Annotated in this window: 14 protein-coding genes; 12 read left to right on the plus strand and 2 right to left on the minus strand. The window is 42.2% G+C overall.

Annotation, left to right across the window (positions count from 1 at the left end; translation table 11 throughout):
- Positions 1–186 precede the first annotated feature (186 nt).
- The 6 genes from A6755_RS10845 to A6755_RS10870 all read left to right on the plus strand — a co-directional run bounded on the left by A6755_RS10845 (position 187) and on the right by A6755_RS10870 (position 5,907).
- Positions 187–624, plus strand: a complete 438-nt coding sequence (locus tag A6755_RS10845; protein WP_034308239.1) for a BrxA/BrxB family bacilliredoxin — start codon at positions 187–189, stop codon at positions 622–624.
- Between the two features lie 1,259 nt (positions 625–1,883).
- Positions 1,884–2,687, plus strand: a complete 804-nt coding sequence (locus A6755_RS10850) for a transporter substrate-binding domain-containing protein (protein ID WP_170946886.1) — start codon at positions 1,884–1,886, stop codon at positions 2,685–2,687.
- A gap of 119 nt (positions 2,688–2,806) precedes the next feature.
- Entirely contained in the window at positions 2,807–3,466 is a 660-nt protein-coding gene (locus tag A6755_RS10855) for an amino acid ABC transporter permease (RefSeq protein ID WP_034311315.1), read from the plus strand.
- The gene (locus A6755_RS10860) at positions 3,459–4,181 is read left to right on the plus strand and encodes an amino acid ABC transporter ATP-binding protein (protein WP_034308235.1); all 723 of its coding nucleotides are present in this window, start codon (positions 3,459–3,461) and stop codon (positions 4,179–4,181) included. The genes A6755_RS10855 and A6755_RS10860 overlap by 8 nt, the downstream gene beginning before the upstream one ends.
- Positions 4,182–4,371: 190 nt before the next feature.
- A complete protein-coding gene (locus A6755_RS10865) occupies positions 4,372–5,361 on the plus strand; it encodes an aromatic acid exporter family protein (RefSeq protein ID WP_034308233.1) in 990 nt (329 codons plus the stop codon).
- Positions 5,362–5,391: 30 nt separating this feature from the next.
- Positions 5,392–5,907, plus strand: a complete 516-nt coding sequence (locus A6755_RS10870) for a L,D-transpeptidase (protein ID WP_034308230.1) — start codon at positions 5,392–5,394, stop codon at positions 5,905–5,907.
- A gap of 37 nt (positions 5,908–5,944) precedes the next feature.
- Here the strand turns inward: A6755_RS10870 and prli42 are convergent, their stop codons facing one another.
- Positions 5,945–6,040 (minus strand): stressosome-associated protein Prli42, encoded by a 96-nt coding sequence (gene prli42 / locus A6755_RS27920; RefSeq protein WP_149917150.1) that lies wholly within the window; start codon positions 6,038–6,040, stop codon positions 5,945–5,947.
- Between the two features lie 167 nt (positions 6,041–6,207).
- Between prli42 and mce the strand changes: the two genes are divergently transcribed.
- The 5 genes from mce (at position 6,208) to gndA (ending at position 12,391) form a co-directional block, all read left to right on the plus strand.
- Positions 6,208–6,633 carry a methylmalonyl-CoA epimerase gene (gene mce / locus A6755_RS10875; protein WP_063590657.1) on the plus strand — a complete coding sequence of 142 codons (426 nt, stop codon included), beginning with the start codon at positions 6,208–6,210 and terminating at the stop codon, positions 6,631–6,633.
- The gene (locus tag A6755_RS10880) at positions 6,630–8,180 is read left to right on the plus strand and encodes an acyl-CoA carboxylase subunit beta (RefSeq protein WP_063590658.1); all 1,551 of its coding nucleotides are present in this window, start codon (positions 6,630–6,632) and stop codon (positions 8,178–8,180) included. Before mce ends, A6755_RS10880 begins: the two co-directional genes overlap by 4 nt.
- 187 nt (positions 8,181–8,367) lie before the next feature.
- Positions 8,368–9,489 carry a tripeptidase T gene (locus A6755_RS10885; RefSeq protein WP_063590659.1) on the plus strand — a complete coding sequence of 374 codons (1,122 nt, stop codon included), beginning with the start codon at positions 8,368–8,370 and terminating at the stop codon, positions 9,487–9,489.
- A 173-nt stretch (positions 9,490–9,662) separates the two neighbouring features.
- Positions 9,663–10,937, plus strand: coding sequence for a DNA polymerase IV (locus tag A6755_RS10890; protein WP_063590660.1), 1,275 nt, complete (start codon positions 9,663–9,665; stop codon positions 10,935–10,937).
- A gap of 41 nt (positions 10,938–10,978) precedes the next feature.
- Positions 10,979–12,391, plus strand: a complete 1,413-nt coding sequence (gene gndA, locus A6755_RS10895) for an NADP-dependent phosphogluconate dehydrogenase (RefSeq protein ID WP_063590661.1) — start codon at positions 10,979–10,981, stop codon at positions 12,389–12,391.
- 89 nt (positions 12,392–12,480) lie between these two features.
- Here the strand turns inward: gndA and A6755_RS10900 are convergent, their stop codons facing one another.
- Positions 12,481–12,654, minus strand: a complete 174-nt coding sequence (locus tag A6755_RS10900; RefSeq protein ID WP_034308217.1) for a hypothetical protein — start codon at positions 12,652–12,654, stop codon at positions 12,481–12,483.
- 296 nt (positions 12,655–12,950) lie between these two features.
- On the opposite strand from A6755_RS10900, the gene A6755_RS27030 reads away from it, so the two are divergent.
- Entirely contained in the window at positions 12,951–13,112 is a 162-nt protein-coding gene (locus tag A6755_RS27030) for a hypothetical protein (protein WP_161784848.1), read from the plus strand.
- The last annotated feature ends 26 nt before the right edge of the window (positions 13,113–13,138 follow it).

A 13,138-nucleotide genomic window follows, 5' to 3' on the forward strand; every position in this document is an offset into this window, starting at 1 on the left:
TGGATCTATTCCCACGCCTGCCCCATCCTTTTGTAAGTCTTGTTGTTACACACATGATTCCCGCTCCCCTTTCGTTTTAAACATGTTCGGAACGGATTATGCGGTTTTAACAGGTAAATTTATTGAATCACGAAGAGGCAATTGTTATGATAGGATTGAAGAGAAAACTTGGAAGGAGCAAATGCCATGAATATGGATTTTAATTTTTTAATGAACGACGTAGTCAAACAGGCTCGCGATGAGATTAAGACTGCTGGATATACAGAACTGACCACTCCCGAAGAAGTAGAGGAAGTATTTGCACAAAAAGGAACGACACTTGTCATGGTAAACTCCGTTTGTGGCTGCGCTGGGGGAATAGCTAGACCTGCAGCTGCCCATGCAATCCATAATGATAAACGCCCAGATCAGCTTGTAACCGTTTTTGCTGGGCAAGATAAAGAGGCGACGGAAAAAGCCCGTGATTATTTCGAAGGATATCCGCCGTCATCCCCATCATTTGCATTGCTGAAGGATGGAAAAATCATCACCATGATAGAACGCCATGAAATTGAAGGGCACCACCCGATGTCTGTAGTAGAAAAATTACAAGACTACTTCGATCAATATTGCGAAGAAGTTTAATCCATATCGATAAACTAAAAACCCGCCCAATCGGCGGGTTTTAGTTTGTCGACAAAAAGAGATTCGGAATGGTCTCACCCGAACCAAGATCTTAGAACAAGTCTAGAATTTCATAGGTGGTTTTTACTTTAAATCATAATTGGATTGCAGCGATTACGACAGCCCTCCCGGATATTTGGCTTTTATGCCCCTTTAGGTGCTTGCTTTAATGAGGCTTTGGTAGACAGTCGGCGGAAAGGGAGTGGATTTCTGGAATCAACTGAAATGTAATTTTAAGAAAAAAACTGAGGCTGGACATCCCGAACCAAGTTTTAGAACAGGTGACCTTGATTTGTTTTACATTGATCCTAACTGGATGGAAGAAATGAGCGACACTCCTGCCGAGTAACTGGCTAGCCGAGACCCCACAGGCGCTTGCGCTGAGGAGGCCTGGCAGACGTCGGCGGAAAGGGAGCGGATTTCTGGAATCAACTGAAATGTAATTTTTAGAAAACCAGAAGGCTGGACACATCCCGAACCAAATTTAAGAACAGGTGATCCTTGATTGTGTTTACATTGATCCTTAATGGATGGAAGAAATGAGCGACACTCCTGCCGAGTAACTGGCTAGCCGAGACCCCACAGGCGCTTGCGCTGAGGAGGCTTGGCAGACAGCCGGCGGAAAGGGAGCGGATTTCTGGAATCAATAGAAATGTAATTTTTAGAAAACCTGTAGGCTGGACACATCCCGAACCAAGTTTTAGAACAGGTGACCTTGATTTGTTTTACATTGATCCTAACTGGATGGAAGAAATGAGCGACACTCCTGCCGAGTAACTGGCTAGCCGAGACCCCACAGGCGCTTGCGCTGAGGAGGCTTGGTAGACAGTCGGCGGAAAGGGAGTGGATTTCTGGAATCAATAGAAATACTTTTTTAAGAAAAAAACTATATGAAAACTGGCTTTTGTTCGAATTTTGTCTACAGTCTGAACCCGCCCAATCGGTGGGTTTTTTTATTCATGAAATTGCATAAGTCAGGAACTTTTGGGAAAGAAGATAGATATGGAGGCGGATATATTACCTTTGATAAGAAAGCACGAAGCCAGATGTGGAGTTATGATAATATTCTGAAAAATGAATCTATTATTTACGTTATTGAATAATTATTAGAGTGTGTTAAAATACACATTAGTGTATGAATATTAGTTATTCGAAATTTAACTAACCTAATTTAATAACAAGAGAATTGAAAATATCATTTTGGAGGAATAATAATGAAGTTGAAAAAGCAGTTAGCATTGTTGCTTACTTCTATTTTATTAGTAGGTATTTTAGCGGCATGCGGAACATCAGAGAAAGAAGATAAGAACACAGCTGACAATGAAGACAAGAAGGTCCTGGTAATGGGAACATCTGCGGATTATCCGCCATTTGAATTTGTTGAAACATCTAAAAGTGATGAAATCCAAGGATTTGACATTGATATCGCTAAAGCAATCGGAAAAAAATTAGGTTATGAGGTCGAAGTGAAGGACATTGACTTTAATAGTCTTGTGCCTGCCCTGGAAAATAAATCGGTCGATTTCGTCATCTCCGGAATGACTCCAACAGAAAAACGTGAACAATCAGTCGATTTCAGTGATATTTACTATACAGCTAAAAACATGATCATCACGACAAAGGACAGTAAAATCAAAACTGTTGAAGATTTAAAAGGGAAAACGGTAGGCGTACAGCTTGCATCCATTCAGGAGACATTGGCAAATGACTTGAATAAATCCCAAGATATCGGGATGAAAGTTGAAAAACGGAATCGTATTCCTGAGGTTGTTCAAGAAATGTCAACAGGACGTTTTGACGCCGTGATCATGGAAGATACTGTGGCAAAAGGCTACTTGAAAGATAATAAAGAATTGGTTGGCCATTTGATCAAGTCTGGTGATCAAGATGCAGGTTCGGCAATCGCTTTCCAAAAAGGAAGCAAGTTAACTGAAGAATTCAATGCCGAGTTGAAAAAAATGATGGAAAATGGTGAAATGGAAAAATTAATATTAAAATGGTTCGGTGGCAGTGAAACTGAATAAAACAGAGAGATGAAAAGCGTTCAGAATGCCTTCTGAACGTTTTTCCGCGCTTTATTGTCAATAAAATGAAGCAGGAGGAAGGCCCAAGATAACGGCCTTCATAAGAGAGGATGAATGGAGTGAATCTGGAATTTGAAAGGATTATGCCTTCCCTTCCATATATCCTGGAGGGAATACCGACTACATTAAAGGTTGTAGCGGTAGCGGCAGTAATCGGATTTGTTTTGGGAATATTATTATCTATACTTAAAATCAGCAGAATCAAGCCATTGAATTGGATTGCTGACTTTTATACATCCATTTTTCGCGGTACCCCTTTGGTGCTGCAATTAATGCTGATTTATTTTGGTTCACCACAAATATTAGGGATTCAAATCGAAGCGTTCCAAGCAGCATTTTTAGCATTCGGGCTAAATTCAGCTGCATATATCTCTGAAATTATCAGGGGAGGCATTTTAGCGGTCGATAAAGGCCAACGAGAGGCTGCACTTGCACTTGGGGTTCCCTATTCAGGGATGATGCTTAATATTATCCTTCCGCAGGCCATCAAGAACATTCTGCCATCCCTTGTTAACGAATTGATTTCCTTAACGAAGGAATCAGCCGTTGTCACAATTATTGGATTAGGGGATATCATGCGCCGTGCTTATATTGTCGGCGGTGAGACATATAAATTCTTCGAGCCGATTTTATTTGCCGGTCTCATTTATTATGTGATGGTCATGATTCTCACCATCTTAGGCAAAGTGATTGAAAGGAGAATGAGACGCAGTGATTAAAATTGATGGACTCAAAAAAAATTATGGTAAGCTCGAGGTTTTAAAGGGAATCAGCACCGAGATAGGACAGGGTGAAGTGGTAGCGATCATCGGTCCATCCGGCTCGGGAAAATCAACTTTCTTGCGCTGCATCAATATGCTTGAAACTCCAACTGATGGTCAAATCAGGTTTAAAGATCAAATCATCACTGATAAAAAGACCAATATCATGAAAGTGCGTGAAAATGTCGGAATGGTATTTCAGCATTTTCATTTATTTCCACATAAAACCGTACTGGAGAATTTGATATATGCACCTATGAAAGTGAAAAAATTATCAAAGGCCGAGGCTGTAAAACAAGCTCGTGAGCTCTTGACTAAAGTCGGTTTGGCCGATAAAGAATCGACTTATCCGAATCGTCTGTCAGGCGGACAAAAACAAAGGGTCGCGATTGCACGGGCATTGGCAATGAACCCGGAAGTAATGCTTTTCGATGAGCCGACTTCAGCGCTTGACCCCGAGATGGTAAAAGAAGTGCTCGAGGTTATGAAGTCACTGGCACATACGGGGATGACCATGCTGATTGTAACGCATGAAATGGGCTTCGCCAAAGAAGTGGCCGATCGAGTACTATTCCTGGACGGGGGTCTGCTCGTTGAGGAAAGTGCTCCGGAAGATTTCTTTTCCAATCCGAAAAGCCAGCGTGCAAAAGACTTCTTGGAAAAAGTTTTATAAGCTAAAGCAAATAGTATATAATTGTGAAAAAAGGTAACGTTTAGTTACCTTTTTTATTTTTTTCCTATAATGTATTTTTGCGTGCATGTATTTAGAAAAATTGGAAATTTAACTCACAAAGGACTGTAAAAATTTCTGATTTCCTGATAGTATTATAATAGATGGAGAAAGAGCCAGGTGATACATAACAATGTTTAAAATCGGATACAGGACGATTAAAACTGCTTTGGGGGCCACCCTGGCAATTATTATTGCACAAATGCTTAATCTCGAATATTTCTCTGCCGCGGGAATCATTGCGATCTTATGCATCCAAGTTACAAAAAAGAAGTCGGTGTATGTCTCCTGGCACCGGTTTTTAGCTTGTTTGATCGCAATGGCCTATGCATCCCTATTATTTCAGTTCATTGCATTCCATCCGCTGATAATAGGTTTGATTCTCTTGATTTTCATTCCAACGGCAGTTGCCTTGAAGATTAATGAGGGGATCGTGACGAGCAGCGTCATCATCATGCACCTATATGGGTCCGGTAACATCACTTTTTCCCTGCTGATCAATGAAACGATATTAATTGCAGTTGGAGTTGGAGTGGCACTTGTCATGAATCTGTACATGCCCAGTGTCGATGACAAACTGCTGGCCTATCAGGAAAGTATCGAAACGAACTTCAGTGCGATCTTGATGGGAATTGTCCGCTATTTGAGGGATAATGATCACACATGGGATGGTAAGGAAATCACCGAAACAGCCAACCTTCTTAATCAAGCCAAGAGCCTTGCCTTCAGGGACGTGGAAAATCATTTCTTAAGGGAAGAAGACCTGTATTACCATTATTTCAAAATGCGTGAAAAGCAATTTGAAATAATTGAACGAATTCTTCCCCTGGTCACGAATATTCCGTTGGTCGTCAAGCAAAGCGGGATAGTGGCTGATTTTATAGAAGATTTGGCAGAAAACGTCCACCCACAAAATACGGCCATCCTTTATCTGAAGAAGCTTGAAGAAATGGAGATCCATTTTAGGGGAATGGCACTGCCGCATACACGTGAAGAATTCGAATCCAGGGCTGCATTACTGCAGCTCATGAAGGAAATGGAGCGCTATTTATTGTTGAAGCATTCCTTCAAGGGATTACCCAAGCTGACCGGCAACCGAATGAAAAAGAGGCACTTGGCTTAAACTAAGCAAAAAAGTAAAGGAATGATACAAATGAAATGGATCCTTTCTTTGTTGCTTATGCTATCTTTGTGGCCGTTACAGGTACAGGCCCAGCCTCAATCGGTTAAGCCTGGCGATCCGTTTATCATAATCAATAAAGCCAACAATAAATTGGCGTTCATTGATGATAACGAGGTCAAGGAGATTCTGCCGGTCGGTACGGGAAAGAGTCAGGAACTGACACCTGAAGGGATCTTCACGGTCAAAGTAAAAGCGGTCAATCCATATTACCGGAAAAAGAATATTCCTGGCGGTGATCCCAGGAACCCTTTGGGGTCGCGGTGGATTGGATTCGATGCGCGAAATACCGATGGGAGGATATACGGCATACATGGTACGAATCAGCCATCATCGATTGGTGAATATATTTCAAATGGCTGTGTACGGATGCATAAATCCGATGTGGAGCGTTTGTACGAAAAAGTCCCCATCGGCACTAAGGTGTTGATCACCCTATCGAACGAGGATTTTAAAACGCTGGCTAAGAAAAACGGAGCGATAAAATAAAGAGAGGGAAGCTTTTTGCTCCCCTCCCCGGTGTCTATTACAAAAGAAATGCGATACCTGATAATAAGCTCGTTAATAACATTGAGATAAGCATTAAATACACGACGATCTTTCTGATTTTCCTGTTTCCCATATGCTCTCTCCCTTAATACAGTTTGATTGATTTTATTTTAACTTGAACATTTAGTAGAAACAAGTAAAAGTATAATGTTCATATTATTCCGAATCTTAAAAGGCTTTAATGCAAGATTAGTAGTATTTTAATGGAGTCATCCAATAATACATAGCATGGGGGTTTTTATGATGATTAAAAATATCGATCATATCGGTATTGCCGTCAAGTCACTAGATGAAGCCTTGCCGTTTTACACGGAAACGTTGAAATTGAAACTTGAAGGAATCGAGACAGTGGAGAGCCAAGGAGTGAAAGTGGCCTTCATCCTGGCAGGCAATACCCGTTTGGAATTGTTGGAAGCGTTGTCACCTGCAAGCCCAATCGCCAAATTCATCGAAAAACGCGGTGAAGGGATTCATCATGTGGCACTAGGCGTCGATGACATCGAAGATAGAATAAAAGAAATCAAAGAAGCTGGATTGCGCATGATTGATGATTCATCAAGAAAGGGAGCGCACAATGCGGATGTTGCTTTCGTTCATCCAAAGTCTACCGCGGGAGTATTATATGAGCTTTGTGAACAAGCATTATCAAAGGAGGAGCAGAAATGACAGACATTTATGATACGATCAATGACCTATATGACAGACGCCGAAAAGTGGAAATGGGCGGCGGTGAAGAAAGAATCGATAAGCAGCATGAAAAGGGCAAACTTACGGCAAGGGAAAGAATTGAACTTCTAGTTGATCCAGGTACTTTCATCGAGCTTAATCCTTTTATCAAACATCGTAATACCAATTTCGGCATGGAAAAGGAAGAAGGGCCGGGAGAAGGGGTTGTCACCGGTTACGGAAAGGTCAACGGCCGCGACATTTATCTGTTTTCACAGGATTTTACTGTTTTTGGCGGTGCACTCGGTGAAATGCATGCTCTGAAAATTGCCAATGTTATGGATTTGGCAGCGGAAAATGGAGCCCCTTTCATAGGTTTAAACGATTCTGGTGGGGCGCGAATTCAAGAAGGCGTAGTTTCGCTTGATGGATATGGTCAAATATTTTACCGGAATTCCATATATTCAGGGGTCATTCCACAGATTTCGGTTATTATGGGACCTTGTGCAGGCGGAGCCGTATATTCCCCAGCCATTACCGACTTTGTCTTCATGGTTGAAAAAACGAGCCAAATGTTCATAACAGGTCCTAAAGTCATTGAAACGGTTACAGGTGAAAAGATTTCATCCGAAGGATTGGGCGGAGCGGCTGTACATAATACCATAAGCGGTAATGCCCATTTCAAAGGGGCATCTGAGGAGCAAGTTTTGGCAGACGTTAGACGGCTCCTGAGCTATCTTCCACAAAATAATGAAGAGAAGCCGCCGGTTTTGGAAGCGGATGAGGGAGATGACTACCGGCCGGACTTAACGGATGTAGTCCCTTATGAAGGGATCCGGCCATATGATGTTCGGAAAGTATTGGAGCAGGTTGTCGATGAGGATTCCTTTATGGAAGTGCAAGAGGGCTTTGCGAAAAACATAGTGGTCGGCTTGGCGCGGATCAAAGGGAAATCAGTGGGGCTTGTCTGTAACCAGCCAAAGGTATTGGCAGGGGGACTTGATATAGATTCATCAGATAAAGCTGCCCGTTTTATTCGTTTTTGTGACTCGTTTAACATTCCGCTTATTACGTTTGAAGACGTTTCAGGGTTTTTCCCTGGCGTTAAACAAGAACATGGCGGTATCATTCGCCACGGTGCAAAGCTGCTATATGCTTATTCGGAAGCAACTGTACCTAAATTGACGATCATTCTGCGAAAAGCATACGGAGGAGCTTATGTGGCTCTTAATAGTAAATCCATCGGTGCGGATCTTACGTTTGCATGGCCGAATGCTGAAATCGCTGTAATGGGTTCTGCTGGAGCGGCAAATATCATTTTTGCCCGTGAAATTCAAAATAGCCAGGATCCGGAAGCGACACGAGCAGCTAAAATTGAAGAATACCGTGAGAAGTTCGCCAATCCATATGTCGCCGCAAGTCTTGGGATGGTGGATGATGTTATCGATCCCCGTGAAACCAGGATTAAGATCATTCAATCTCTTGATATGCTACGCAACAAAAAAGAAACTCGACCATGGAAAAAACACGGTAATATCCCGTTGTGATCAATCTTTGCAAGGAGCCCTAACGATCTGTTTTGGGCTCTTTTCCATACGGGGGAAGATATCATTTTGAAATAAGTCATCATTCACTTTTTAAAACGGTCTTAGGACCAGCATGCCACATTATTTGCCGGGGCGCCGCTTTTAGAAGTATAATTGAAGAGGAAAACTTTTTTGGAGGTTTTATTTTATGATTAATGAAGAACGTTTAGTTAATGAATTTATGGAATTGGTGCAGATCGATTCCGAAACGAAAAATGAAGCAGCCATCGCCAAAGTGCTGAAAGAAAAATTCGGGGCACTGGGTGTAGAAGTTTTTGAAGATGATACAACAGCAGTCACCGGTCATGGTGCAGGGAATTTAGTATGTACTTTAAAAGGAATGAAAGAAGGCGTAGATACCATTTATTTCACCTCCCATATGGATACGGTTGTACCGGGTAATGGAATCAAGCCTTCCATCAAAGATGGATACATAGTGTCAGACGGAACGACCATTTTAGGGGCGGATGACAAAGCTGGATTAGCGGTCATGTTAGAATCGCTTAAAGTGCTGAAAGAACAGAATATCGAACATGGTACAATTGAATTCATCATTACAGTCGGTGAAGAATCTGGCTTGGTAGGGGCAAAGGCATTGGATCGCTCCCTTGTAACGGCTAAATTCGGTTTTGCACTTGATAGTGATGGAAAAGTGGGCAATGTGGTTGTTGCTGCACCTACTCAGGCGAAAGTGTCCGCAACCATTTTAGGCAAGACTGCTCACGCTGGTGTCGCTCCAGAGAAAGGCGTTTCGGCCATTACGATCGCTGCCAAAGCAATCTCTAGAATGCCATTAGGCAGAATCGACGAAGAAACGACAGCCAATATCGGACGTTTCCAGGGGGGACAGCAAACCAATATTGTTTGTGACCATGTTGAAATCCTTGCAGAAGCAAGATCCTTGATCCCTGAAAAAATGGAAATACAGGTAGCGAAAATGAAAGAGGCGTTCGAGACTGCAGCCATTGAAATGGGCGGACGTGCTGAAGTTGAAGTTACCGTCATGTATCCTGGTTTTAAATATGGTGCTGGTGACCATGTTGTCGAAATCGCAAGAAAGGCAGCAGAGAAAATCGGCCGTCCATGCGAGCTGGTTAAAAGCGGCGGTGGAAGCGATGCAAATGTCATTGCAGGCTTTGGCATCCCTACTGTCAATCTCGCAGTGGGCTATGAAGATATCCATACTACGAATGAAAGAATTCCAGTTGAGGAATTAACGAAGCTAGCTGAAATGGTCATCACTATCATCAAAGAAGTTTCAGGGGAATAATCACCCATAATAGGTCAAGATGTTCAAAGTATTGAAGTATATATGTACAGTCATCAATGATATGATGGCTGTTTTTCTTGGAGTGGAAGCATCTTTCAGCGTGGTTACCAAAGATGAATAGGGATACTTTAATAGAAATGTTTTTTATTTTTACAAGGATGTGACGGTCAAACATGAAGGACATGTATCCCAAAAATGGCAGGGTCATTCTCCATGTAGACATGAATAGTTTCTATGCTTCAGTGGAAATGTCATATGATGTTTCATTGAAAGGCAAACCGCTTGCCATTGCAGGGAATGTTGAAGAGAGAAGGGGCATAATCGTCACCTGCAGCTATGAGGCGAGGAAGTTCGGGGTTAAAACGACCATGCCGATTTGGCAGGCGAAAAAATTATGTCCTCAACTAGTCATTCAGAAACCGAATTTCGAGCGCTATCGAAAGGCATCACTGGCTATTTTCGATGTTTTGAGGCAATATACAGAGATGGTTGAACCGGTTTCGATTGATGAGGGGTATCTGGATATCAGTGAATGCGCCGAATTGGGTTCGCCTTTAGATATAGCCAATAGCATTCAGGAAAGAATTTTTAATACGATGGATCTCCCTTGCAGTATCGGGATTGCCCCTAATAAATTTTTGGCCAAAACCGCTTCTGATATGAAGAAACCTATGGGGATCACCGTGTTAAGGAAACGGGACATTCCGGAAAAGCTCTGGCCTTTACAAGTGGGCGAAATGCATGGCATCGGGGATAAGACATCGGAAAAGCTTCAAACTATCGGGATCATGACGATCAGGGACCTTGCACACGCCAATGATAGTCAACTTAAACAGCTTCTTGGGATCAATGGCATCCGTTTGAAAGATAGGGCTAATGGAATTGACCCAAGGGTAGTGGATCCCGAAGCGATTTTTGAGCATAAGAGCATCGGGAACTCGACAACTCTTCCGCATGACTCCGCCAATCAAAAAGAATTGATCGGTGTATTGGAAAAGCTTTCCGGGAAAGTTGCCGTCCGCTTGAGAAATAAACGCCTCCTTGGTCAAAAAATAGGTGTGACGATCCGTTACAAAGACCGCCGGACAATTACGAGAAGCAGGACGGTTCCTAATCCAGTTTTTGAAAAAAAGGATATTTTGGATGAAGCCATCGATCTCTTCATGAAAAATTGGAATGGGGAAGGAATCAGGCTTCTTGGTGTCACAGCCTATGATGTCATCGAAAAAGAGTCGGCCTTCAAGCAACTGGATATTTTCTCCTTTCAAGAGGATGCAGAAAAAGAACCTTTGTATGATGCGATGGAACACTTGCAAAATAAGTACGGAGAAAATATTATTAAAAAGGGATTACTCTTGAAAAAACGTTCAATAGGAACAGACACTAGCTTCAGCAAAGATTTCTTTGAGCAATCCAGGAGGAATGATCCTTCTTTTGACAAAGAATAGCGTACAAGCTGTGTAAAGATAGAGAGAAGGGAAGATGAATCATGACAAAACAGCAGATTGGCGTTATCGGACTAGCCGTAATGGGCAAGAACCTTGCATTTAATATTGAAAGCAGGGGATATTCAATTTCCGTATTTAATCGCTCAGGATCAAAAACGGACGAGATGATGAAGGAAGCGGAAGGCAAAAATGTAACAGCCGCTTATACGCTTGAAGAATTCGTCAATTCTTTGGAAACTCCACGCAAAATTTTATTGATGGTTAAAGCCGGAGCGGCAACGGACGCAACAATCGAGCAATTAAAACCGTTGCTTGAAAAAGGTGATATCGTTATTGATGGAGGGAATACCTTCTTCAAGGACACTCAGCGCCGCAATGAGGAGTTAAGCAAGCTTGGCATCCATTTCATCGGTACAGGCGTGTCAGGTGGGGAAGAAGGAGCTCTAACAGGTCCTTCCATCATGCCTGGAGGTCAAAAAGAAGCATATGAACTTGTTGCACCGATTTTGAAGGATATTTCAGCTAAGGTCGATGGTGATGCTTGCTGCACGTATATCGGACCGAATGGGGCAGGTCATTATGTTAAAATGGTACATAATGGTATTGAATACGGGGACATGCAATTGATTTCCGAATCTTATTTCCTTCTGAAAAATCTCCTTGGACTATCTGCTGAAGAATTCCATGAAGTCTTTACTGAATGGAATGAAGGGGAACTTGATAGCTATTTAATTGAAATTACTGCTGATATTTTCAAAAAATATGATGAGGAAACCGGCAAGCCGATGGTCGATGTCATTTTAGATAAAGCTGGCCAAAAAGGTACAGGTAAATGGACAAGTCAAAGTGCGCTTGATCTTGGTGTTCCGCTTCCAATCATTACGGAATCCGTGTTTGCCCGGTTTATTTCAGCAATCAAGGACGAGCGTGTCGAAGCGAGTAAGATCCTTCGTGGTCCAAAAACCGATTCATTTACAGGCGACAAAAAGGCTTTGATTGAAAGTATCCGAAAAGCACTTTATATGAGCAAAATCTGTTCATATGCACAAGGATTTGCACAAATGAAAGCAGCATCAGAAGAAAATGGCTGGAACTTGCAATATGGGGAAATCTCGATGATTTTCCGTGGCGGCTGTATCATTCGTGCACAATTCCTCCAAAAAATCAAGGAAGCGTACGATCGTGAAGCGAACTTGAACAATCTTCTTCTAGATCCTTACTTCCAAGGGATTGTCGAAAGCTATCAAGGAGCTTTACGTGAAGTAGTATCAACGGCTGTGATGAACGGAATCCCGGTTCCTTGCTTGTCATCTGCACTTGCCTATTTCGACAGCTATCGTACAGAAACACTGCCAGCCAACCTGATTCAAGCTCAGCGTGACTATTTTGGAGCTCATACTTACCAACGCATTGATAAAGAAGGAACGTTCCATACCGAATGGATGGAAAAGTAAAAAGTTCAAGCCGGCTTGGAAGGGGAACCCCTTTAAGCCGGCTTTTTTGTATCATGTAAAAAGGGGGCGCTTGGCGCCCCCTTTTATTACTATCTCCGATGCTCTACAAGGTCAATGACCCCTAATACAACATGTGCCAAACCGAAACCGAAAACCGTATTAGCTACCATTTTGTTTGAACCCCGGGTCTGCTTCATTGCATAACCCGCAGCTGTCACGGCTGTGCCCAAGGCTGTTGGAATTAATCCTTCACGAATGTCCATCGTTTAATCCCTCCACATCGAAGTTAGCGGTACTGTCACTAAGCACCTTTTTTAGTGTATCCTCAGCAAAGCCTTACCATTCTTTATAGATAAGGGTGGAAATGGTAAAAACGAACTAGTTGTAAATAGTTCCAATTAATTTACCTTTTTTAGGGAAAACGTAGTATGATGTATGACATTCATCCTTGCTTTTTTTAGGTTTAAACACTTGTGGAAAAAGGAATATAAACATTGAAAGAGATGGGCGGGCCGTAGAATACAGTAGGCAGAAAGAGAGAGAAGGAGCGGAGGACTTTATGTTCATCATCTGGTGGGCTGTAGCCATTTTTTTATTTTTCATTGCCTTAGAATCCGTTGTATCATTTTGGCTTAATTCAGAAAAAGAGGAAGAAATGTCCAAGTTCAAGGAAATGTTTCATATTATCCGGAATAAATTGCTGAGGAAGAGTGTTTCATGAAGAAGAAGGGATGCAGATTCAAATCT

This window comes from Peribacillus frigoritolerans (assembly GCF_001636405.1).
Lineage (GTDB): Bacteria > Bacillota > Bacilli > Bacillales > DSM-1321 > Peribacillus > Peribacillus frigoritolerans.

Bases quoted from the DNA above. Each gene is read 5' to 3' on its own strand.
- A6755_RS10880 (WP_063590658.1), top strand. From the start codon at position 6,630: ATGACAGACATTTATGATACGATCAATGACCTATATGACAGACGCCGA.
- A6755_RS10885 (WP_063590659.1), top strand. From the start codon at position 8,368: ATGATTAATGAAGAACGTTTAGTTAATGAATTTATGGAATTGGTGCAG.
- A6755_RS10870 (WP_034308230.1), top strand. From the start codon at position 5,392: ATGAAATGGATCCTTTCTTTGTTGCTTATGCTATCTTTGTGGCCGTTA.
- A6755_RS10900 (WP_034308217.1), bottom strand. From the start codon at position 12,654: ATGGACATTCGTGAAGGATTAATTCCAACAGCCTTGGGCACAGCCGTG.
- gndA (WP_063590661.1), top strand. From the start codon at position 10,979: ATGACAAAACAGCAGATTGGCGTTATCGGACTAGCCGTAATGGGCAAG.
- mce (WP_063590657.1), top strand. From the start codon at position 6,208: ATGATGATTAAAAATATCGATCATATCGGTATTGCCGTCAAGTCACTA.
- prli42 (WP_149917150.1), bottom strand. From the start codon at position 6,040: ATGGGAAACAGGAAAATCAGAAAGATCGTCGTGTATTTAATGCTTATC.
- A6755_RS10890 (WP_063590660.1), top strand. From the start codon at position 9,663: ATGAAGGACATGTATCCCAAAAATGGCAGGGTCATTCTCCATGTAGAC.
- A6755_RS10865 (WP_034308233.1), top strand. From the start codon at position 4,372: ATGTTTAAAATCGGATACAGGACGATTAAAACTGCTTTGGGGGCCACC.
- A6755_RS10845 (WP_034308239.1), top strand. From the start codon at position 187: ATGAATATGGATTTTAATTTTTTAATGAACGACGTAGTCAAACAGGCT.
- A6755_RS27030 (WP_161784848.1), top strand. From the start codon at position 12,951: ATGTTCATCATCTGGTGGGCTGTAGCCATTTTTTTATTTTTCATTGCC.